Genomic DNA, 21,103 nt, shown 5'->3' with positions numbered 1-21,103 from the left:
CACGCGCAAAGTTACGGGCAGATCGCGAAAGCGGGGCACGGCTCTCATCCGTCCGCCAGGATTGACATGCGGGCAGCGATCCCGTCGAACAGCGCATCTTCTCCCGGAATAATCCCGTCAAGACTCAGGAGCCTCAACGCATCTTTGCCGGGTGGATTGGCCGAGAGAGCCAGAAGGGCAGTCCGGCACGCCTGAACTGACGGCTCGTCCATGCGATCCTTCCGCGCGACCATCGGGGGGAAACCCAGCCATTCCGAGCGGGCGATGACCTTGGTTTGGGCCGTCAGCTCGGGCTCTGCCACGCTGAGGGCTTCCCACACGTAGCCGTCCACGCTGCCGGATCGCGTCAGGCCTCCGGCGACTGAACGAACCACGTTGCGGTGGCCATAGGTGAAGATCACCCTGGAAAAGAACTCCTCAGGCGTTTGGTGGTCGCGGGCGAGGTCGGAAGCCGTGACGAGAAAGCCGGAATTGCTGTCAGGATCTGAGAAGGCGTGCGCAGCACCACGAAGATCTGACAAGGTCTTTGCCGCATCGTCCTTGCCGACGATCAGGTAGGATTGATAGAGCGGCTGTCCTCTCCAGACCGGCACGCCGAGCAGCGAAAGTTCGGTCCGATGCTGAAGATAAGGAAAACCGCAGGTCCAGGCGGTATCGACGGAGCCGTCGAGCAGGGCGCCAGAAATTTCCTGATAGGTTCGGCGCTGGACGAGTTCGATCTCTTGTCCCATGCCTTGCGATAAAGCGAGTCGAAGGGCATCGATGACTGCGGCGTCATTGTCGAGGAAGACTGGCGTAAGGGCAAACTTGAAGGGCGCGGGGCCTTGAGCCCAGCCTCTTGTACCAACGAAAGGCGCGGCCACGGCAGCCGCACCAAAAAGCACCGCGCGGCGTGTGCTATGCATCTCTGTCCTCCTCGCGGCGCGTCTCCCCTCGCACCAACTTCGATGTCCTGCACCCCTGAACAAGCTTGTCCTATGCTGCACGAAATCGTAAATCGACGATATACGGAAACGGATCAGCTTGGAAAGCGTCCAGATGGCAACAGACGAAACGACCACCGCCGCTTTGGCGAAAGCGCTTGCGCATCCGGCACGTATCCGGATCCTCTGTCTGCTTCAGGCGACGCCCGGATGTATTGGCGGCGAGATCGTCGGAGCGGTCGGTCTGGCGCAATCGACGGTGTCAGAGCATCTCCGTATCCTGAAGGCTGCGGGCGTGATCACCGGTGAGATTGACGGACCGCGGGTCTGCTACGCGCTGAACCCGGCCGCACTCGCGCCGCTTGCCGAACTGATCATGGGCCTGACCCCACCACCCAATGGAGCCTGCTGCATTCCAGGCCAAAAGGAAACGGCATGAGTCTCTTCGAACGCTGGCTTACCCTTTGGGTCGCCCTGTGCATTCTTGCAGGCCTGCTTTTGGGCAACCTGATGCCCGATCTGTTCGCTGCCTTAGCTGGTCTTGAGTACGCCTCGGTCAATCTTGTCGTGGCGATACTGATTTGGGCGATGGTCTATCCGATGATGATCGCCATTGACTTCGGGTCGCTGAAGGACGTCGGGCGCAGACCAAAGGGGTTGGTCATCACGCTGGTCATCAACTGGCTGATCAAGCCGTTCACCATGGCCGCCCTTGGCGTGCTGTTCTTCAACCACCTCTTTGCTGGTCTGATCAACCCGGCCAAGGCCCCGGAATACATTGCAGGCCTGATCCTCTTGGGCGCAGCCCCCTGCACCGCGATGGTCTTTGTCTGGTCGCAGCTGACCAAGGGTGACCCGAACTACACGCTGGTGCAGGTCAGTGTGAATGACCTCGTCATGGTGGTGGCTTTCGCCCCCATCGTGGCCTTCCTCTTGGGAGTGACAGATATCAATGTCCCATGGGAGACGCTGATGCTTTCAGTCGTCCTCTACATTGTCATCCCACTGATCGCCGGGGCGCTAACGCGGCGCGCCCTGATGTTGCGTGGGGGTGAGGCTGCCCTCAGCGCCTTTACCGCCCGGATCAAACCGGCCTCAGTTCTCGGGCTCCTACTGACCGTCGTGCTTCTGTTCGGGTTCCAAGGGCAGGTGATCATCGCAGAGCCTCTGCTGATTGCCCTGATCGCCGTGCCGATCATCATTCAGTCCTATGGCATCTTCGCACTCGGCTATGCTTGGGCTTTTGCGTGGAAGCTGCCGCACAAAGTGGCGGCTCCTTGCGCGTTGATCGGGACGTCGAACTTCTTTGAGTTGGCCGTGGCAGTGGCCATCGGCCTCTTTGGCCTGAACTCCGGTGCCGCATTGGCCACGGTGGTCGGCGTCCTTGTCGAAGTGCCGGTAATGCTGTCGCTCGTAGCATTTGCCAACCGCACCCGCGACAGGTTCCCAGCATGACAAATACGCCCAATATCGACGACGCGCTGTTCCCGGGCATTGACGAAGCGGCGCTGATGACCCCGCCGCACAAGACGCACGCCCCGCGTATCTTGATCCTCTACGGCTCGCTTCGCCCTCGCAGTTTCAGCCGACTGTCGGGTGAAGAAGCCGGACGCATCCTGACGCGGCTTGGGGCGGAGGTGCGGTTCTTCAACCCGTCTGGCCTGCCGCTGGTCGATGACGGGGTGGACGCGACGCCCCCCAAGGTCCGCGAGTTGCGCAATTTGGTGGCATGGAGCGAGGGGATGGTGTGGTCCTCGCCCGAACGTCACGGCGCGATGACCGGACTGATGAAGACGCAGATCGACTGGATTCCGCTTTCCGACGGGGCGGTTCGGCCCACCCAAGGCAAGACACTGGCGGTGATGCAGGTCTCGGGCGGATCGCAAAGCTTCAACGCGGTCAACCAGATGCGCCTTCTGGGGCGCTGGATGCGGCTGATCACGATCCCCAACCAATCCTCGATCCCTAAGGCGTTTCAGGAGTTTGATGAGTTGGGCCGCATGCGCCCTTCACCGCTTTATGACCGGATTGTGGACGTGATGGAGGAGTTGATGAAGTTCACCCTCCTGACGCGCGACCGGGCGGATTACCTTGTTGATCGGTATTCCGAACGCAAGGAAAGCGCCGAGGCCCTGATGAAGCGGGTGAACCTGTCGGCCGCCACATGATCTCAGCCGTGACGCCAGACTTTGACGGAGGATACCAGCAGGATGGCGACCAGCACCGGCAGCAGCACAGCCTCGGGCACGATCCCCAGAAGTTGGCCGCCGATGGCGACGCCGATCACTGAACCCAGTGCCATGAACAGCACGAAGCTCCGGTTGCGTGCGAGTACCGTGAAACTGTCGTCCCGACTGTAGCGGGCGAACCCGACCAGCATGGTGGGCAGGCTGATGGCAAGTGACAGGCTGCCTGCGAGTTTCAGGTCAATCCCGAACAGAAGGACCAGCGTCGGGATCAGCAACTCACCCCCCGCAACGCCCATCAACGAGGCCACGATGCCGATGCCGAACCCTGCGACAAGGCCCGCGACGATCTGCGCAGGTCCGGTGACAAGGGCAGCGGGCGCAAGGGTCATGCTGTGGCTGAGCGCCAGGACTGCCGCGATCAGCACCAGAAGACCGGCCAGAACGCGATAGAGGGTGCGGGATTTCATCCGAACGGCCAGCCCGGCGCCGATCCATGCGCCAAGCAGGCTTCCCGCGAGGAGGTTCAAGATGATCGGCCATTCGGCCAGCACCTGATCCAGCGGCACGGTTCCCGCCCGGAACGGCAGCGCTGTGGCCACCACAATCAGACTGGTGGCTTTGTTCAGGATCACAGCTTCCAAAGCTGCAAAGCCAAACAGGCCGATCAAGAGTGGTAGGCGGAACTCTGCCCCGCCAAGGCCGATCAGCCCGCCAACAAGGCCGACGGCCGCCCCAGCCAATACGATCCGCTGCCATCCGACCATGCCTGCCCCCAAATGACCCTGTCACACCTTGCGACGCAGGCTTCCCTTGAGCGGCACGGCATCGGACAGGGTGTTCGAGATGGTGCCGTATTTCAAGATGCTGCTGTGCGAAAAGCGCAGGCGCTATTTCGAACGCAAGGGATTCTCTGAAGCCCTGAAAGAGCGGTTGAACCCATCGGTCGCTACCTGATCAGGCCGCCCTGTCGCAGGGTCGGCCTTCCAACTGCAGTGTGACATTGGCGATGCCATGCGCCTCGGCCAAGGCATCGGTCACCCGGTCGATGAAGGCGTCCGGGTCGGCCCCCTGCCAGACCAGATGCACAGCCAGCGCGGTGCGCGTGGTGGACAGTGGCCAGATGTGCAGGTCGTGCAGGCCCTGCACGCCGTCTTGCTGCACCAGCCAATCGGCAATGGCAGCACGATCAATTTCGAACGGCACACCATCAAGGCTCAGGTGCAAGGCTTCACGGAACAGTCCGGCGGCAGTGACGGCAATCAGCAGGCTGACCGCGATGGCCACGGCGGGGTCAAGCCAGTCCCATCCGGTAACCAAGATCCCGGCCGCTGCCAGCACCACGGCGCCCGAAACCGCCGCATCTGCCGCCATGTGCAGGAACGCGCCCTTCGCGTTCAGATCGCCCTTGCGTGAAGACATGAACAAGAGCGCAGAGCCCGTGTTCACGCCGATCCCGACCAGTGCGACCAACATCACCGTCAAGCCGGGCACAGCCACTGGGTCAGACAGCCGCTGCACCGCCTCCCACGTCACCGCACCGACACCCACCAGAATGGCGATGGCGTTGAACAGCGCTGCCAGGATCGTGGCCCGCCCCATCCCCCAAGTATGCCGCGCGGTCACTGCCCGCTTGGCCAGCACAGCCGCGCCCCAAGCGATCAGTAGCCCGGCCACATCGGTCAGGTTGTGCGCCGCGTCGGCCAAGAGGGCGAGCGATCCGGTAATCCAGCCCGCGACACCTTCCACGATGACATAGGCCGTGTTCAGGCCAACGGCCCAGCGGAACGCGGGGCCAAGGTCGGCGGGCGGGCTGTGGTCATGATCGTGGGCCATTTGGTCAGACCTTTCGGGTCAACGTGCCTTCCAGTGGCACCGCCCCGGACAGCGTGTTCGAGATGGTGCCGTATTTCAGGATGTTGCGATGCAAGAGGTCCAGCCGCTGATCTGTCTCGGCGCTGTCAATCGTGATCTGATAGCGGATCAGCGTCAGCTTGGGTGGCGCATCCTGGCGGATCGCCTCCAACGCAACCTCTACACCCTCGATCTGGAAGGCCAGCATCGGTGTCACCCGCTCGATCCCTTTCAGCATGCAGGCGGCAAGGGCCGCCAGCAACAGTTCGACCGGGTTCATCGCATCGCGCCGCCCGGCCATGTCGGTGTCCAGCACCACCTCGGCCTCTTTGGCCACTGCAAGGCTGCCGTGGTTGTCGATGCGGCGGGCGGAGACGCGATACTCCGTCACAGCAGGCGCCCGATTTCTTCGGCGGTCAGCACCTTGCCCGCCGACAGCACCTTTTCATCCACGACCAGTCCGGGGGTGGACATGATGCCATAGGCCGCGATTTCGGCAAAATCGGTGACCTTGACGATCTGGGCCTCCTTGCCCGCGGCATCGGCTGCCGCCTTGGCGTTCTCGCCCAAAGTCACGCATTTCTTGCAGCCCGAGCCGAGGATCTTGATGATCATGATTTGTCCTTTCAGATGAACCAGTGGGTGATGGCGTTGAAGGTGAAGCCGATGGTCAGGATGCCCACGGTCACGACGCCGGTGAAGGTGGCCAGAAGCGGCAGCTTGACCACGCGCTTGAGCATGATCAGCGAGGGCAGCGACAGCGCCGTCACCGCCATCATGAAGGCCAGCACGGTGCCAAGGCCAACGCCCTTGCCCACCAGCGCTTCGGCTATCGGCAAGGTGCCGAAGATGTCGGCGTACATCGGGATGCCTACCAAGGTGGCGACCGGCACTGCCCACCACTTGTCCTGACCAAGAAGCGCAGAGATCGTCTCGGCAGGAACCCAATTGTGGATTGCAGCACCGATCCCGACGCCGATCAGCACATAGGGCCAGACCTTGCGCACGATATCCATCACCTGATCGCGGGAGAAGGCTACACGCTCGGCCCGGGTCAGGGTTTCATCTGCGTCCGTGACCGGCACGTTGCGCACGAAGGCGGCGACCTGATCCTCCATCCCCAGCTTGCCGATGATCGTGCCGCCGATAATCGCAACCAATAGGCCGACCCCCACATAGGCCAACGCGATGGGCCAACTGAAGATCGAGGCCAGCAGAATGACTGAGGCCATGTCCACCAGAGGTGATGAGATCAGGAACGAAAACGTCACCCCAAGCGGGAGACCGGCTGCGGTAAAGCCGATGAACAGCGGGATGGAGGAACACGAGCAGAACGGCGTGATGGTTCCTAGAAGTGCGCCAAGGATGTTGGCGCCGATCCCCGACCGCCCGCCAAGGATGCGCCGCGTCCGTTCCGGTGGGAAATAGCTTTGCACGTAAGAAATGGCGAAGATCAGCACTGAAAGAAGGATGAAAATCTTGATGACGTCATAGACGAAGAACTGCACCGAGCCGCCGATGCGCGAGGCCGGGTCCAGCCCGACCGCCTGCACCCCCGCTGTCACGAGGTCGGACAGCCACAGCATCCGCAAAAGCTGGTCGTTCATCCAGGTGAAAACGTTCACGCCATCACCTCCTCGACCAACGCCGCCGTCAACAGCGCGCGCAGATGCGGCGGCAGATCATCCCTCATCCGGTAGCGCACCCATTGCGCATCCCGCCTGTCGACTACGAGGCCCGCCTGCTTCAGCGCCTGCATGTGGCGCGACATCCGGCTTTGCGTCGCGCCCAGCTTGCGCATCAGCTCGCAGACGCAGTGTTCCGAGCCATCAGACAAAAGACGCATCGCCTCAAGGCGGGTTGGTTCGGCAAGGGCGGAAAGGAGGGAGACGATCATGGGGAAACTCCACTTCATGCGCATCTGCGCATAAGCGGGCGATGTCCGCCGTGATGTGGATCAATCAACCTGACACTAGACCCGAAGTGTCATGAAACCTTCATTGGACGCACTCCCTCACTTCCTTTAATCGGGAATTATGGAACAGAATCACGCCACTCATGCCTTTGCCACCCTCGGCCATCCCGGCCGGATGGCTGTCTTTCGTCTCTTGATGCGCTTTGCCCCACAGGGCGTGCGCCCGACTGAGATCGCCGAGGCGCTCGGGATGAAACAGAACACACTGTCCCACCATCTGGCAGATCTTACGGCGTCTGGCCTGGTGCAGGTCACGCGGGTCGGCCGTTCCCTCTACTACGCCGTCGATCTCGACACGACCGAAGGATTGATCGGCTACCTCGCCCTCGATGTTGGTCGTGCCCGGCCCGATCTCCTTGCCCCCTTGCTCTCTGCCCCAAAGGACGCCGCCCAAATGGACCCGAATATCCCCGACACCGACTTCGACGTACTTTTCATCTGCTCAGGCAACTCGGCCCGCTCGATCTTTGCCGAGGCACTGCTCCGCGATCTGGGCAAGGGTAAATTCCAGGCCTTCTCCGCCGGAACGCGCCCCAACACCGAGTTGAACCCCTTTGCTTTGGAAATCCTGAAGCGCAACGGCCATGACACTTCTGTCTTGCGGTCAAAGCACATTTCCGAATTCCAGCGGCCGGGCGCTATCGTGATGGATTTCGTCTTCACCGTCTGCGACACGGCGGCAGCCGAGGAATGTCCGCCTTGGCCGGGTCAGCCCATTACCGGCCATTGGGGCTTGCCAGATCCGGTGAAAGCAACGGGAACGGACGCAGAGAAGGCGCTTGTCTTTGCTCAGACCTACGCTGGCCTGCGGCGGCGCATCATGACCTTCGTCGAGCTGCCTTTTGAGTCGCTTAGCCGGATGTCTCTCCAATCCCGTGTTGATGCTATCGGCACTGACAGCAAAGCAAAGGCCTGACCTTCATGACTCGTATCGCCCTTAACGGCCTTGGCCGCATCGGAAAGCTTGTCCTGCGCGACTTGATCGACACGGGTGCGGGCGGTGAGATCGTGCTGCTAAACGATCCCGTCGGCGATGCTGAACAGCATGCCCTGCTGATGGAATTCGACTCCGTCCACGGGCGCTGGCGCACGCCGGTCGCGGCCGGTGAAGGAGCACTGGTTCTGAACGGCCAGACAATCCGGCTGACGCATGAGAAGACTATCGAAGCACTGCCGCTGGCGGAACTGGGCGTTGATCTGGTCATCGACTGCACGGGGGTCTTCAAGACTGCCGCAAAGGTGGCGCCTTACTATTCGGCGGGGGTCAAGAAAGTGGTCGTCTCGGCCCCGGTCAAGGACGGTGGCGCGCTCAACCTGGTCTATGGCGTCAATCATCACCTTTACGATGGCTCGCAGACTCTGGTCACAGCGGCCTCCTGCACGACGAACTGCCTCGCCCCGGTGGTCAAGGTGATCCACGAGGCGCTTGGCATCCGCCACGGATCGATCACCACGATCCATGACGTGACCAACACGCAGACTATCGTGGATCGCCCCGCCAAGGACATGCGCCGCGCGCGGTCGGCGCTCTTGAACCTGATCCCGACCACGACGGGCAGCGCCACGGCGATTACACTGATCTACCCCGAACTCAAAGGCCGTCTGAACGGCCACGCCGTGCGGGTGCCGCTCTTGAATGCCTCGCTGACCGATTGCGTCTTCGAGGTGGAGCGGGCGACCACGGTCGAGGAAGTGAACACGCTGTTTAAGGCCGCCGCAGAGGGACCGCTGAATGGCATTCTGGGGTATGAGACGCGCCCGCTGGTGTCATGCGACTTCACCAACGATCCGCGGTCATCCATTATCGATGCGCTGTCGACCATGGTCATCAACGGCACGCAGGTGAAAATCTACGCATGGTATGACAATGAATGGGGCTATTCCTGCCGCCTCGCCGACATCACGCGAATGGTCGCGGGGTCGCTGTGACCGAAGCCGTGACCACGGCCGTCCCGCCGCCGAACCCGCTCCGCGCCTATGCTGCCGTCACGGCGGCCTACTGGGCCTTCATGCTGTCCGACGGCGCGTTGCGGATGCTGGTGCTGTTGCACTTTAACAGTCTCGGCTTCACGCCGATCCAGCTTGCCTGGCTGTTCCTGCTTTATGAAGTGGCGGGGATCGTGACCAACCTCGCTGCCGGCTGGCTAGCTGCACGCTTCGGTTTGGCCGCAACGCTCTATGGCGGGCTGGCCTTGCAGATCGCAGCACTTGTGGCACTTGCCCAGCTTGATCCGTCTTGGAGTGTCGCCGCCTCGGTCGCTTTTGTCATGGCGGTGCAGGGCGTGTCGGGCGTGGCCAAGGATCTGGCCAAGATGTCCTCGAAATCCGCCGTGAAACTGCTGGCGCCCAAGGAGGACGGAGGCCTTTTCCGCTGGGTGGCGTTGCTGACCGGGTCGAAGAATGCGGTGAAGGGGCTGGGCTTCTTCCTCGGCGCGGCGCTTCTAGCTCTGGCAGGTTTTCAGACAGCGGTCTGGGGCATGGCCGCGGTGCTTGCGGTCATCCTGCTTGCCGTTGTTCTGTTCCTTCCCGCCGGTCTTCCGGGTCGGATGAAATCGGATGAAGCCTGGGGCGGCTGGCGGTCGAAGGACGCGCGGGTGAACCGCCTGTCGCTGGCCCGCATGTTCCTTTTCGGTGCGCGCGATGTGTGGTTTGTCGTCGGCATCCCGGTTTACTTCCAATCCGTCCTTTCCGACGGCACGGCCGAGGGGCGGCGTGAAGCGTTCTTCCTGATCGGCAGCTTTCTCGCGCTCTGGATCATTGCTTACGGAGCGGTGCAGGCCTTCGCCCCTCGGCTTCTTGGCGGCAAGCGCCAGCCCGAGGCGGAGACAGCGCGGAAAGCCATTCTCTGGGCCGGACTTCTGGTGCCGATCCCGTTCCTACTGGCCGGAGCGGCATGGGCGGCGGGTGAGCCATCACCTTGGCTGACCGCCACGCTGATCGGCGGCCTGTTGCTGTTCGGCTTTGTCTTTGCAGTGAACTCCTCGGTCCATTCCTACCTTATCCTCGCCTTTGGATCGGCGGAACGGATCACGCGGGATGTGGGGTTCTACTACATGGCCAATGCCGCAGGCCGGCTGATCGGCACGCTGCTCTCGGGCCTGAGCTATCAGTTGGGCGGGTTGCCCCTTTGCCTTACGACCGCAGGCGTGATGGCACTGGCCAGTTGGCTGGCTGCACGCAGGCTCAGGTCCGCCTGAGCAGGAACAGCGCCGTGGTCGCCAGAACGCCGACCCCGGCGGTCAGCCAGATCGCCTGCAATCCCCAGGCCGCCAATGCCGCACCAAAAATCAGGGGAGCGGCGGCTTGAAGCAAACGGGCTGGCGCATTGAGCCAACCCAAACGCGCGCCATAGCCAGCTGCCCCAAAAAGGGCGAGCGGCAAGGTGCCTTTGGCAATGGTCAGGATACCGTTGCCCGCACCATGCAATATGGCAAATCCATAGGCGGCGGGGCCACCGAAAACCACCAGACATACCGCAGCCAGCGGATGGGCCGATGCCGCCAGTCGGGCCGATGCCAGCGGATGGAACCGCCGCAACAACCCGAACTCCAGGATACGCGCCGCTACTTGAGCTGGGCCAATCAGGGCGCCTGCAGCGATGGCGACGGCCGTGCTGGCCCCCGCTGCTTGCAAGAGCCCCGGCAGATGCGCGGCCATGGCGGTCGAATTGAACCAGGTTGCCGCAAAGACAAAAGCCAGCAACCAAAGCGCAAAGCGTGGGGGAGGTGGTCCCTCTGCCGCGTCTGGCATTGGGGCAGCGATCTTCTGCGATCCTCTGGGCAGAAGCGCGTTCAGCGGCAGCGCAAGAAAGAGGTGGATCAGCGCCCAGCCAAGGCAGGCCTCTCGCCAACCCCAAGTTGCCATCATCAGCCCTGATAGGGGCCAACCCACCGTGCTGGCAAATCCAGCAATCAGGGTGATGCCGGTGATTGGTCCCCGCGCCTCCTTGCCATAGATGCCTGCCAACGAGGCAAATGCCGCCTCGTAGAGCCCCATGCCCATGCCAAGCCCGATGATCGCCCATCCGACAAACAACACGACCGGCGAAGGTGCTGCCGCCAGCAGCGCCAGTCCGGCGGCAAAGAGCAGGTTCGACAGCATCAGCACGCCCCGCCCGCCGATCCGGTCGATCCGCGCCCCCGCCCATGGCCCGATCGTGGCCGAAACCACCATGGCCATGGAAAACGCTCCGAACACCCAGACAGGCGAAAGCCCAAAGCTGGAAGCCATCGGTGCGGCCAGAACGGCAGGGATGTAGTAGCTGGACGCCCAACCTATCGTCTGGGCAATGCCAAGGCTCGTGACAATCCAGCCGCGACGGGCGGGCGGCAGGGTCAACAGCATGCAGCAACCTTGTCCGGTTCACTCTTGGTCCCGCAGCCGCACCCCGACGTGCCGCTTTCCTTGGCCACCTCATCCTGAGCGCAGCAGGCATCCGCCCGCGTCTTGGCCGGCCCGCCGCAGCAGCCTGAAGCAACGACCTGCAGTAATTGAGGACCTGGGCCGTTGCAGACGCCCGTCTCCGGCAAGTCAAGTTCAACTCGGGCAGCGGCGGCGTGATCTCCGGCAAGCGCTGCGATGATCGACCGGACTTGCTCATGTCCTGTTGCCAAAAGGAAAGTCGGTGCCCGGCCATATGATTTCATACCGGCGATGTAGAAACCGGGCTCGGGATGGGCGAGTTCCTGGGCCCCATGCGGTCTGACCGTGCCGCATGAATGCTGGTTTGGGTCGATCAGGGGAGCCAGAGTCGGCGTGCATTCCAGTGCTGGGTCAAGAGACACCCGAAGCTCTCGAAAGATGGAGAGGTCGGGCCGAAAGCCGGTCGCAATTACCAATTCATCAACTTCAATCTGCCTGCCATCCATCGCGGTCGCTTTCAGCGGGGTGGCTCCTTCGACGGACGCAAGGCGGAAACCGCTTTCCAGCTTGATGCGGCCTTCCTTTACCAGCCGTGCAAGCTCGGTCCCAAGGGCACCCCGCGCGGCCAGCTGGTCAGCCCCTCCGCCGCCCAAGGCCCGCGTGATCGTAGGGGCGCGGCAAAGCCAAATCACTTGCGTAGCTGGCAGATCAGACAGGGCGATCAGCGTTCCAATGGCCGAGTGCCCGCCGCCAAGCACCGCAACCTGCTTACCAGCAAAGCGCGACCTGTCCTGCCCAGCCACGTCAGGCATTCCATAGCTGATCCGCGCGTTGCCGGTTTCGCCCGATACAGGGCGACCCGCACCGCCCGGGTTCGGCTGGAACCATGTCCCGGTCGCGTCGATCACGGCATCCGCGCGATGCAATTCCGGGCCGGACGTCCCTTCGGTTTCGATCACGAAAGGCGTTTGCTCACGGCCCGTATCCTTGACCTTGTCGATCCCCGCGCGTGAGACCGCCACGACACGGCGACCAAGGCGCAGCCACGACGAAAGTGACTGACCGAGCGGTTCCAAGTAGTCCGTTAAGAGATCTGCCCCGGTTGGATGTGCCTCCGGATCCGGTCGTTTCCAGCCCGCCGCCTCAAGCCTGCGTACTGCGGCCGCATCAATGTTGTAGCGCCAGTTTGAAAACATCGGCACGTGGCCCCAGGCCCGGACAGCGTGACCGACGGCATCGCCCTGCTCGAGAACCAAAGGGAGCATACCGCGCTCCAGAACATGCGCAGCGGCGGCAAGCCCGACCGGCCCCGCCCCAAGGATCGCAACTGTCTTTGTCATTCCGCTGTTCCTTTTCTGCTAGAAATATCGAAATATGGAGGCTGAGGACATGCGCTCACTTGCTCGCGATGCAGGCATCGGCACAGCATTCGGCAGCCAGATCGTCGATCAGTCCGCGCATCACAGTGTAGTTCGTACGGCAGATCAGTGAGGTGCCAGCCCGCTCCTGCTGGATCAGATCGACCTGAACCAGCGCGCGGCAGTGGTGTGACAGGGTGGAACCAGGAATGCCCAGCTTTTCCTGAATCTGGCCCATCGAAAGCCCGGTCTCGCCCGCACGCACAAGCAAGCGATACAGGCGCAAGCGCGTCGAGTTTCCAAGAGCAGCGAGGCGAGATGCCGCAAGGTCGATGTCCATGGAGGTTACTCCTTCTGCGGTATTTCTAGCATTATGAAAATATAGTGCAAGCGCGTTTTTCTAGCCCTCTGATCGACCAGCAGTTCCACAAAAGGGAGCGTCCTTGATCTCCATCGCATCGACACGCCTTGCTTGGCGAGCTGCAGCACACTGTCAGAAGCGCGGTTCAGGGCCAGGCACTTGAAACGATCGATGTCGTGTTCACCGTACTACCTGGCAATCTCTCCTTCAATTACGGCACGTCCGTGGACCGCGAGGATTGCAGCAAACCTTGGACAGCCGAACTGTCGGACGACGTCCAGGACACGAGCATCGTAGGCGGTCTGACCAATCAGCCTACAAAGATCCGATGCATGAAACTCCCGGTTGGAACTCGGCGCGGCGCGGATCTGGTCATGAAGCTCCTGCATCTTGGGATCTTCTTTGGCCAACGGTTCTGGCTCAGATGAAGCTTTTGGAGCCGTGCTTGACGAACCGGTCCGCCAACGGCGCATGAACCCGAGCAAGTATCCAGCCGGAACGCGGGCATTTCCACGTGCCCGGTTAAAGGCAAGGAACCGCTCCCAGATCGCCTGCGTGTCGACGTTCCAGCAGGGCAGTGCCGTCTTCGCGGCCTTGATCAGTTCGGCCCAACATGTTCGGAACACGTTAGGCGCTTCATCGATGTTGATATGCCCAGAGAATATAGTTTTGTGAGATTCTTCTCTAGATAGTGATGTGTCGTGTCCCTTTGACACGACATCGTGGGGGCCTTCGCTCTCATCAAAGGCTGCAAAGCGGAAGAGCCAAGGCGCATACTTGCCGTTCGGCTTCTCACGCTCGAGCTTCAGGCTCGACGCTTCGAGTTCTCCCAGCAAGACGCTCAGATACTGACGCGACACGTCCATCTTCTCTGCCAACGTGGTGAGAGTGAACGCGGCCGTTCCGCGGGATAGGCCGTTGTAGCCGTCCTTCCACGCTATCCCATCGAGGATCAGCGTTGCGAGCTTGTGAGCGGATACGGAAAGGTCCGTTTGAGTGATCCGTCGCAGGATCAGGCCGGTCGTTGGTTCCATGGTCGGGTCTCCTGAGGACTCCGATGCCATGCCGAGAGCAAACAACATTTTTGCCAGCAAAAATACTTTGCTGGTTGAAGGTGTTCAGACAGTGCGCTAGAAGAACCGTGTTCAGGGGTTTTATCTAGCGCGGCGTCAGGCTTTTCGGTCTGGCGTCGTTTCCCTTTTTGGGTTCGGTGCACAGCCTCCGGTGCAGGTGGCTAAAGGAACAGGCCAACACGACGCTGGCCCGGGGAGGGTTCAGTATCGGACTTCTTCGAAGCCGTAGTTGCCGGCATGGTCCCGCCAATCGACGAAGACCGATCGGTAGCTGACGGATCCGCAGCCCCCAGGGCGAGGAAGGTCAGATGCCGTAGGAACCTGGGCCACACTCGAACGTGCCCAGTGATAGTCTCCTTGGGTGCCGTAGGAACCAAGGCGCGTGCTGTCAGAGCGGATGCAATCGCCATCACGATTTTGGCGCTGGCTGAACTGGATGTGATAGACCCGGATGCTCCGGACGAAGTCGAATTCGTCACCCGAGATATCGACGTCTGCACGCTCGACAGCTTGAACCGGGACGAGAGGAACTGTGGGATCCGGCACGCTGATCGCCTGCTCGGCCTTGAGGGTGATGTCGTAGAGCCGTTCCATTGGAGAAAGCGGTGCAGGGCCGTCGAACGCCACTCCCATCGGACAGCGCCAGATTTGGAGCGGTGGCTCGATTGGCCAGGGCGTGATCCGCTGGATGAAGACAGCACGTGCATGAGCGCATGGCGCTGAAGCCGGCCAGCCACCCGCGAGGCAGAGGAGGATGGCGCAATCAACCTGGTAGCTCTGGGCGGAAGCCGTGCCCGGCAGGATTGCCGCAAGCGCTACCCCCAGGGCTGTGAGTGATCGTATTGGCACCTTCATGTATCGACTCCCTGCAAAGTTACACGTCCGATACAATACAACATTTACGACAGCAATCGGATTTAATCAGCTGATGTTGTGCTCTTGGTCGTGCAAGCCATCCGGCGTGGAACCTCGCTCGCAGGGTGGTTCATGCACCAAACTGGTACCTTTCCCCCGGGGAAGTCATACAGGTCACTTATTCGACGGCTTCAAGAAACCGCCCGTACTCGGCGCTGACTTCCTGCGCCTCGGCGAACGCGCGCGCACGCTCTGCATCGAGACAGCGGAAGTAGTCCTGAACCCCCGCGATGTAGCCTTCGAAATCCGCCCTCAGGAGGTCGGCATAGGCACGCATGTCTTCCGGAGTTGAGGGCAGGTAGGGGCGCTCAGGGGGGAGGCAGGGGGAGGCCAAAGCGTCCTGAGGCCATGCCACCATGGCGAGCAGCACGAAGGCTGCTTTGCGCGCACAGAACATGTGCAGGGCAAAACTCCTTTCGCGCCTTTAATGTTGTAATGTCGTCCTGTAGCACTGCTATCAGAGCAAGGCGATCTGCGTCAACTCAATATTATTGCCTTGCTATCATTTATGTTGTCTTGTATCGCCCACGGTGTTGCGACCCCGTGGGACTGATGCTGCACCTCAGGCAGGAAAAGGACCCAAGGGAAGGCCATGATAGAAGAAGCCCCGAATGTGGTTACAGAAGACGGTCTGCGCGGCCTCCTGGCCGACGGCTACCTCCTCGAGGTGGTCTGCAAGGAGGCAGGCGAGAAGCGCCATAACAGCTGGTACGGTACTTGGGTTGTGCGCGCCGTCGCGGAAGACGGGCGTGCAGACAAGATGCTTGTCACCAGCCGCAGCTATCTCAAGGTGCGCGAGTTCAAGACTATCGTCGGCCTCGTCAGCTTCCTCGCCGAGATGGGCTGCAAGAGCGTCAGCATTCCGCTCGAAGAAGGTGGACGCGAACGGCACGCTGCGCCTGGGCGCGTCGACGCACTCCGGACTGGTCCGGTTCTGGTCGCGGATAACTGACAGCGTTTGCGCCGTTGCGATTGCCCTCGGAACCGGCGTCTATTCCGCGCCGGCAGCCCTAGCTGATGGCTTCATCTTCTCGGTCGGCCCGGATGGCCGGCTGATCGACACCGCAGTAGATGCGAGCTCACTACGCACCCTCTCAAGGGATGGCTCCGCGCAAACCGATCGCCTCTTTCTCTTTGCGGCCCCGCAATCGGACGAGGATGAGACTTCCTCCAGCGAGATTGCTGCGCGAGTAACCCCGCGGGCCGTCCGCGCCTCCCCAGAAATCCTCCACGCCATCGAGACCACGGCACTGCGCTACGGCAGCCATGACGCGCTTCGTCAGGCGGGTCTGTCGGTCACGGACTGGGCGCTCTTCTACCGCGCAAACATCGAGGTCGAGAGCGCCTACAACCCTGGCGCACTCAGCCCTGTCGGTGCCATCGGCCTCGGTCAGTTGATGCCGGGCACGGCCAATGATCTTGGTGTCGATCCCCACGACATTTCGCAAAACCTCGACGGCTCGGCCCGTTACCTACTGATGATGCTCGAGCAATTCGGCGATCCTGCGCTGGCGCTCGCCGCTTACAATGCCGGACCCGATGCGGTCGCCCGCCACGGCGGCATCCCCCCTTACCCAGAAACCCAAGGCCATGTGGCCCGTGTGACAGCCGTGTTCCAACGGCTCAGAGGAGACCTGTCGTGACGTCCAAGAACCTTCAAACTGTGTTTCACACGCGGGCCGTTGTCGCGCTCGGTGCGGCTGCCCTAATCGTGCTGGCGGGACCGGCACTCGCCCAGAGTATTGACCTCTCGCCGGTGCAGACACTGCTGCAGGGCATCGTCGATGCGATCACCGGCCCGTTGGGCATCGTGATCGGCACGCTCGCACTGATCGGCGTGTTCCTCTCCTGGCTCTTCGGCATCCTCGATTTCCGTCAGGCGCTCTGGGTCGTGGTCGCGATCGCGGGCATCGCCGCGGCGCCCACCATCGTCGCCGCCATCTGGACGACCTGAGCAAGAACCATGTCGGAGCAGTCCCGCGTGTTCATCGGCCTTCTCAGGCCGCCCAAGCTGATGGGCCTGCCGATCATGTACGCCATGGTCTGGCTATTCGGCTCAACGCTCCTGTTTCTCTGGGTACAGAGCGGGGTGGTGGCCGTTTTCGCGGGGCTGGCCTGGCCAGCGCTCTGGAAAGCCGCGGACTGGGATCCGAACTTCCTCGATGTGCTGGTGATCACTTTGCAGGAAACCCCGCCCACGACGAACCGCAAGCTCCACGGAGGCGACAGCTATGCCCCGTGATGGACTTGCCGATGACGTGGCCGCCGCGCTTGATCCGCTCACCGCACTGCCTGCTTGGGTCAAGGGGGAGAAGCGGCTCTCGTCCATGCTGCCTTACGTCAGCCTTGTCACCGACCGGACGATCCGGACCCGCGGCAATGAGCTGATGCAATGCATCCGGCTCGAGGGGGTGAACAGCACCACGAGCGAAGATGCGCATCTCGACCGGATCGGCGGGCTTCTCGCCGGGATCGTCGCGCAGGTCGGAACCGAGTTTTCCTTCTACTTGCACAAGGTCTCGAAAGCGGTCGATGTGACCCTGCCGCCCATCCCGGGCGCAGGGTTCGCCGCCGCCGTTGACCAACGTTGGCAGGCCCATCTGGGTCGGTCGGGCTTGCGCGACAAGACACTGACCCTGACGGTGCTGAAGCGCCCGGAGACCGGCAGCCGTCTGCCGTTTGGCCTGAGCGCGGGACGCGCCCGGCATGCAGCCGACACGACCCGGCGCTTGCGAAAGCTCGACGAGGTCGTGGGATTTCTCCTGTCATCCTTCGATGAGTTGAAACCCCGCCTCCTTGCTGCCAGCTCCGGCGAGCTTCTGGGCTTCCTCGGATCTCTGAACACCGGCGAAGAGCACCCGCTCTACCCGCGATCGCGCCTCGGCGTGATCGCCGAGGATGTTGCCAATACCCGCGTCACCTTCCGCGGCACGACCATCGCGCTCTCTGACGGTGCCGTCGGCGACAAGCTCGGCACGATCTTCGCAGTGAAGAACTACCCCGCCAAGACCGACAGCCTGATGCTCGACGAGCTGAACCTGCCCGTCGACATGGTGGTCACACACTCCTTTGTGCCGATCAATGCCAACATTATGGCGGGTCGCATCAAGCGGCAGTTGCGCCTGATGCAGGCCGCCAATGACGGGGCCGTCAGCCTCGCGCAGGAACTCGAACTCGCACAGGACGATCTGGAATCGAAGCGCCTGATCTTCGGGGAACACCATATGACGGTGGCCGTCTATGCGCGCACCAGAGGCCAGCTCGACGATATCGCGGCCGAGATCCGCAACATCTCCGCCACCTCCGGCATCAACCTGATCTCAGAAGCCTTCGGGGCGCGGGCGCATTTTATGGCGCAGCATCCTGGCAACACCGGGGCGCGGAGCCGCAAGGCCGCGATCACGAACCACAACTTCGCGGATCTCGCCACCTTCCATCGCACGCCGCTCGGCAAGATTGGCCGGGAAGTGCCGTGGGGCGTGCCGATCACGCTTTTCCCGACGCCAGAGCGCAGCGGGTTCCGGTTCAACTTCCACGAAGAGGGCGCGCCGGACCGTGAGCCCACAGGCGGGCACACGCTGATCCTCGGCCGCCCCGGGTCGGGCAAATCCGTGCTCGCGGCTTTCCTCATGACCATGGCCCGGCGCGCAGGTGCCCGGCTCTTCGTCTTCGACTACCGCGCCGGCATGGAAATGGCCGTCCGCGCGCTTGGCGGCAGCTATTCGACCGTGCGCGCCGGACGGCCCACGGGGCTCAACCCCCTGCAGACCGAGATTGATGCCCGAGGTCAGGCCTGGCTTGCTGACTGGCTCGCAAGCCTCCTCGAGCGCCGCGACAGGCCTTTGACCCCGGTGCAGACCAACCGCCTGCAGGAGGTCGTGCGCCAGAACGCAAGCGCCGGGAATGCGGGGCTCAGGAACTGGTCGGACTTCGCCTCGCTCCTCGTCTCGACCGATGACGACGGCGATCTCTTCGAGCGGATGCAGGAATGGACCGCCGAGGGCCGCTACGGCTGGATTTTCGGGGCGAACGCAAACGACACGTTCCAAATCGGGGGCAGCACCGACGCTGATGTCGCGGGATTCGATCTAACCGGCATCCTCGACTCCGAGAGCGAACGGGAACGCATGGCGGTCCTGTCCTACCTCTTCCGCCGGGTCGAGCGGGTGATCGAGGATCGCAAGCCCACGATCATCGTGATCGACGAGGCCTGGAAGGCCCTCGACAACGCGTATTTCGCGGAGCGGCTCTCGAACTGGCTGGTGACCGCGCGAAAGCAGAACGCGGTCGTCGTGATGATGACCCAGTATGCCAGCCAGCTCGAGCGCACCCGGACCGGCAAGACCATCGTGGAAGCCGTACCGACGCAGGTGCTCCTGCCCAACATCCGCGCCTCGGCCGCCGACTACGCGATGCTGGGTCTCAGCGACAAGGAGCTCGACGTGCTCCTGGGCGTCGGCTCCGCCTCGCGGCTCGCGCTCGTGCGCGATGACCGGGGCGCGGTGGTGATCGACGCCGATCTGGGCGCGCTCGGCCCCCTCGTGACCATCCTTGGCGGCATGGAGAAGGGCCAGGCCCTTGTCGGCCCTGACTACCGTGACCGCCCTGATTTCTGGAGAGTGACATGATCCGTACCATCATGCGCAGCGCCGTGCTGCTTGGCCTCGGCCTGACCCTGACGGCCTGTGCGCAGCATAACCCCGCAGCGGCCAACTGCTTCAACTTTCGCGACGCACCCGCGCAGTCGGGAGCCGCCACGACGACGATCTCGACCATGGGCGCCACAGTCACGCGCCGCGACTCGGCCTGCGATTTCGTGATGCTGGGGGCGGGCGGCTGAACGCATGCGGACCTGGCTTTCCCTTTCAATGGTCGGCCTCGCGCTAGCAGGTCCCACGGCGGGGCCAGCGGTCGCCCAGGGCGTGCCGACCTTCGACCTGCGGCTCTTCGCAGAACGGCAGGCGATCCTCGAGCAGACGGACCAGGATCTGGCACTGCAACAGGACCGGCTGACACGCGAGGAGGAGCTGGCCGAGATCGAGCGCCAGCAGCTCGCCTCCCTCGAAGGGCTGATGGACGCGATGTCCCTCGGCTCCGGCGATGTCGCAGGCACCGTGGCCGGGCTGGAGGCGGGGCAGGGTGCGGTTCAGGGATCTGGGGGCGACGTCGAAAGCGCGGCGGCCAGCCTCTATGGGCCTGAGGACAACAACCCGGCCGCAGCCCGGATGTTCGGCGATGCCCGGGAAGGGATCGAGGAGCTGATCATCCGCGCCGCGCGCGACACCCACGGACTACCAGGCGTAAGCCGCGCGGGCTTGTCACTTGTGCAGTGGCGCTGCCTTCTGCAGGCGCTGATCTGGCAGGAAAGCCGGTTCCAGATTGGTGCGCGCTCCCCCGCAGGAGCTTTCGGGCTTACTCAGATCATGCCTGCTACGGCGAGCGACCTTGGCATCAACCCGGCCTATTATGACGACCCTTATCTGCAGGTCGCGGGTGGCGCGAGATACCTCGCGATGATGCTGAACATGTTCGATGGCAACATCATCCACGCGCTTGCCGCTTACAACGCAGGACCGGGCAACGTGCAGGATTATGGCGGTGTGCCGCCCTTCGCGGAAACCCAACACTACGTCGTGGTGATCCCGCAGCAGTACAACAGCTACCTCGCCGCCGTCGGCGGGATCGATGCGCTCGGAACCATCGACCCCGTCCTTCTGGCGAACGCGAGCTTCAGTCTCTCCGCCCATGGGGCGGGTGTCTACGGCGACTACTCGTTGGTCTCGGTCCGCGCAGCTGCCTTGCGGGTGCAGGACATCATCACCCGCATCGGTGAGACCGAAGACCTGCACGAGGCCATCGCACTCAACACTTACGCCCGGGCCGAGCTTGCCCGGCTGGTCGCGATCCGGACCCGGATCAAGGCCGCTCACACCCAGCCCCTCAGCGAGGAACAACTCGCCATGGCCGCCGCGCAAGCGGCCGAGCGGCAGTTCATGGATTTCACCTTGGAGAGTTTGCGATGATCAAGCGCTTGTCCCGTTCCCTTGCCACCGGTGCCGCGACACTTGCGCTTGGCCTCGCTTTTGCAGGTCCCGT

27 protein-coding genes are annotated in these 21,103 nt (G+C 62.6%); 14 read left to right on the top strand and 13 right to left on the bottom strand.

Going from position 1 to position 21,103, the window contains the following annotated elements; translation table 11 throughout:
* Window positions 1-44: 44 nt before the first annotated feature.
* A complete protein-coding gene (locus Q7J44_RS21470; protein WP_304883125.1) occupies window positions 45-905 on the bottom strand; it encodes a PhnD/SsuA/transferrin family substrate-binding protein in 861 nt (286 codons plus the stop codon).
* A gap of 133 nt (window positions 906-1,038) precedes the next feature.
* On the opposite strand from Q7J44_RS21470, the gene Q7J44_RS21465 reads away from it, so the two are divergent.
* Genes Q7J44_RS21465 through arsH form a run of 3 tightly spaced genes read left to right on the top strand, consistent with a single transcriptional unit; the run spans window position 1,039 to window position 3,091 of the window.
* The gene (locus tag Q7J44_RS21465) at window positions 1,039-1,362 is read left to right on the top strand and encodes a helix-turn-helix transcriptional regulator (protein WP_304883124.1); all 324 of its coding nucleotides are present in this window, start codon (window positions 1,039-1,041) and stop codon (window positions 1,360-1,362) included.
* A complete protein-coding gene (arsB, locus tag Q7J44_RS21460; RefSeq protein ID WP_304883123.1) occupies window positions 1,359-2,378 on the top strand; it encodes an ACR3 family arsenite efflux transporter in 1,020 nt (339 codons plus the stop codon). Before Q7J44_RS21465 ends, arsB begins: the two co-directional genes overlap by 4 nt.
* Window positions 2,375-3,091, top strand: coding sequence for an arsenical resistance protein ArsH (gene arsH, locus Q7J44_RS21455; protein WP_304883122.1), 717 nt, complete (start codon window positions 2,375-2,377; stop codon window positions 3,089-3,091). The genes arsB and arsH overlap by 4 nt, the downstream gene beginning before the upstream one ends.
* A 2-nt stretch (window positions 3,092-3,093) precedes the next feature.
* Here the strand turns inward: arsH and Q7J44_RS21450 are convergent, their stop codons facing one another.
* Entirely contained in the window at window positions 3,094-3,876 is a 783-nt protein-coding gene (locus tag Q7J44_RS21450) for a sulfite exporter TauE/SafE family protein (RefSeq protein WP_304883121.1), read from the bottom strand.
* A gap of 46 nt (window positions 3,877-3,922) precedes the next feature.
* On the opposite strand from Q7J44_RS21450, the gene Q7J44_RS21445 reads away from it, so the two are divergent.
* On the top strand, window positions 3,923-4,066 hold the full coding sequence (locus Q7J44_RS21445; protein ID WP_304883120.1) for a hypothetical protein: 144 nt from the start codon (window positions 3,923-3,925) through the stop codon (window positions 4,064-4,066).
* On the opposite strand, the gene Q7J44_RS21440 is transcribed toward Q7J44_RS21445, so the two are convergent.
* Genes Q7J44_RS21440 through Q7J44_RS21420 form a run of 5 tightly spaced genes read right to left on the bottom strand, consistent with a single transcriptional unit; the run spans window position 4,067 to window position 6,860 of the window.
* Entirely contained in the window at window positions 4,067-4,945 is an 879-nt protein-coding gene (locus tag Q7J44_RS21440) for a cation diffusion facilitator family transporter (protein WP_304883119.1), read from the bottom strand. It lies immediately after the preceding gene.
* A gap of 4 nt (window positions 4,946-4,949) precedes the next feature.
* Complete coding sequence (locus Q7J44_RS21435; RefSeq protein WP_304883118.1) at window positions 4,950-5,354, bottom strand: OsmC family protein; 405 nt, start codon at window positions 5,352-5,354, stop codon at window positions 4,950-4,952.
* A complete protein-coding gene (locus Q7J44_RS21430; protein WP_304883117.1) occupies window positions 5,351-5,578 on the bottom strand; it encodes a thioredoxin family protein in 228 nt (75 codons plus the stop codon). The genes Q7J44_RS21435 and Q7J44_RS21430 overlap by 4 nt, the downstream gene beginning before the upstream one ends.
* Before the next feature lie 11 nt (window positions 5,579-5,589).
* Entirely contained in the window at window positions 5,590-6,588 is a 999-nt protein-coding gene (locus tag Q7J44_RS21425) for a permease (RefSeq protein ID WP_304883116.1), read from the bottom strand.
* Complete coding sequence (locus Q7J44_RS21420; RefSeq protein ID WP_304883115.1) at window positions 6,585-6,860, bottom strand: metalloregulator ArsR/SmtB family transcription factor; 276 nt, start codon at window positions 6,858-6,860, stop codon at window positions 6,585-6,587. Before Q7J44_RS21420 ends, Q7J44_RS21425 begins: the two co-directional genes overlap by 4 nt.
* Window positions 6,861-6,999: 139 nt before the next feature.
* Between Q7J44_RS21420 and Q7J44_RS21415 the strand changes: the two genes are divergently transcribed.
* The 3 genes from Q7J44_RS21415 to arsJ all read left to right on the top strand — a co-directional run bounded on the left by Q7J44_RS21415 (window position 7,000) and on the right by arsJ (window position 10,135).
* Window positions 7,000-7,854, top strand: a complete 855-nt coding sequence (locus Q7J44_RS21415) for a metalloregulator ArsR/SmtB family transcription factor (RefSeq protein WP_304883114.1) — start codon at window positions 7,000-7,002, stop codon at window positions 7,852-7,854.
* Between the two features lie 5 nt (window positions 7,855-7,859).
* On the top strand, window positions 7,860-8,867 hold the full coding sequence (locus Q7J44_RS21410) for an ArsJ-associated glyceraldehyde-3-phosphate dehydrogenase (protein ID WP_304883113.1): 1,008 nt from the start codon (window positions 7,860-7,862) through the stop codon (window positions 8,865-8,867).
* Window positions 8,868-8,947: 80 nt separating this feature from the next.
* Window positions 8,948-10,135: an organoarsenical effux MFS transporter ArsJ gene (gene arsJ, locus Q7J44_RS21405; protein WP_370693062.1), complete on the top strand. Its 1,188-nt coding sequence runs from the start codon at window positions 8,948-8,950 to the stop codon at window positions 10,133-10,135.
* On the opposite strand, the gene Q7J44_RS21400 is transcribed toward arsJ, so the two are convergent.
* The 6 genes from Q7J44_RS21400 to Q7J44_RS21375 form a co-directional block, all read right to left on the bottom strand.
* Window positions 10,122-11,282 carry an MFS transporter gene (locus tag Q7J44_RS21400; RefSeq protein WP_304883111.1) on the bottom strand — a complete coding sequence of 387 codons (1,161 nt, stop codon included), beginning with the start codon at window positions 11,280-11,282 and terminating at the stop codon, window positions 10,122-10,124. The two genes, arsJ and Q7J44_RS21400, sit on opposite strands and share 14 nt — an antisense overlap.
* Window positions 11,273-12,640, bottom strand: a complete 1,368-nt coding sequence (locus Q7J44_RS21395) for an NAD(P)-binding domain-containing protein (protein WP_304883110.1) — start codon at window positions 12,638-12,640, stop codon at window positions 11,273-11,275. Before Q7J44_RS21395 ends, Q7J44_RS21400 begins: the two co-directional genes overlap by 10 nt.
* Before the next feature lie 55 nt (window positions 12,641-12,695).
* Complete coding sequence (locus Q7J44_RS21390; RefSeq protein WP_304883109.1) at window positions 12,696-12,998, bottom strand: helix-turn-helix transcriptional regulator; 303 nt, start codon at window positions 12,996-12,998, stop codon at window positions 12,696-12,698.
* A 209-nt stretch (window positions 12,999-13,207) separates the two neighbouring features.
* Entirely contained in the window at window positions 13,208-14,053 is an 846-nt protein-coding gene (locus Q7J44_RS21385; RefSeq protein ID WP_304883108.1) for a hypothetical protein, read from the bottom strand.
* Between the two features lie 240 nt (window positions 14,054-14,293).
* Complete coding sequence (locus Q7J44_RS21380; protein WP_304883107.1) at window positions 14,294-14,947, bottom strand: hypothetical protein; 654 nt, start codon at window positions 14,945-14,947, stop codon at window positions 14,294-14,296.
* Between the two features lie 178 nt (window positions 14,948-15,125).
* Entirely contained in the window at window positions 15,126-15,404 is a 279-nt protein-coding gene (locus tag Q7J44_RS21375; RefSeq protein WP_370693057.1) for a hypothetical protein, read from the bottom strand.
* Window positions 15,405-15,599: 195 nt separating this feature from the next.
* Between Q7J44_RS21375 and Q7J44_RS21370 the strand changes: the two genes are divergently transcribed.
* The 7 genes from Q7J44_RS21370 to Q7J44_RS21340 are packed head-to-tail and all read left to right on the top strand — an operon-like array spanning window position 15,600 to window position 21,030.
* Window positions 15,600-15,959, top strand: a complete 360-nt coding sequence (locus tag Q7J44_RS21370; RefSeq protein WP_304883106.1) for a hypothetical protein — start codon at window positions 15,600-15,602, stop codon at window positions 15,957-15,959.
* The gene (locus Q7J44_RS21365; RefSeq protein ID WP_370693056.1) at window positions 15,883-16,650 is read left to right on the top strand and encodes a lytic transglycosylase domain-containing protein; all 768 of its coding nucleotides are present in this window, start codon (window positions 15,883-15,885) and stop codon (window positions 16,648-16,650) included. Before Q7J44_RS21370 ends, Q7J44_RS21365 begins: the two co-directional genes overlap by 77 nt.
* A 20-nt stretch (window positions 16,651-16,670) precedes the next feature.
* Window positions 16,671-16,961 carry a TrbC/VirB2 family protein gene (locus Q7J44_RS21360; RefSeq protein ID WP_113901338.1) on the top strand — a complete coding sequence of 97 codons (291 nt, stop codon included), beginning with the start codon at window positions 16,671-16,673 and terminating at the stop codon, window positions 16,959-16,961.
* Between the two features lie 9 nt (window positions 16,962-16,970).
* Window positions 16,971-17,249 carry a type IV secretion system protein VirB3 gene (locus Q7J44_RS21355; RefSeq protein WP_304883105.1) on the top strand — a complete coding sequence of 93 codons (279 nt, stop codon included), beginning with the start codon at window positions 16,971-16,973 and terminating at the stop codon, window positions 17,247-17,249.
* Window positions 17,239-19,635, top strand: a complete 2,397-nt coding sequence (locus Q7J44_RS21350; protein ID WP_304883104.1) for a type IV secretion system protein B4 — start codon at window positions 17,239-17,241, stop codon at window positions 19,633-19,635. Before Q7J44_RS21355 ends, Q7J44_RS21350 begins: the two co-directional genes overlap by 11 nt.
* Entirely contained in the window at window positions 19,632-19,847 is a 216-nt protein-coding gene (locus tag Q7J44_RS21345; RefSeq protein ID WP_304883103.1) for a hypothetical protein, read from the top strand. Before Q7J44_RS21350 ends, Q7J44_RS21345 begins: the two co-directional genes overlap by 4 nt.
* Before the next feature lie 4 nt (window positions 19,848-19,851).
* Window positions 19,852-21,030 (top strand): lytic transglycosylase domain-containing protein, encoded by a 1,179-nt coding sequence (locus Q7J44_RS21340; protein ID WP_304883102.1) that lies wholly within the window; start codon window positions 19,852-19,854, stop codon window positions 21,028-21,030.
* Window positions 21,031-21,103 lie beyond the last annotated feature (73 nt).

The organism is Pseudotabrizicola sp. (assembly GCF_030656345.1).
In the GTDB taxonomy this organism is placed as follows: Bacteria; Pseudomonadota; Alphaproteobacteria; order Rhodobacterales; family Rhodobacteraceae; genus Pseudotabrizicola.
This window is presented reverse-complemented; position numbering and strand designations above follow the sequence as displayed.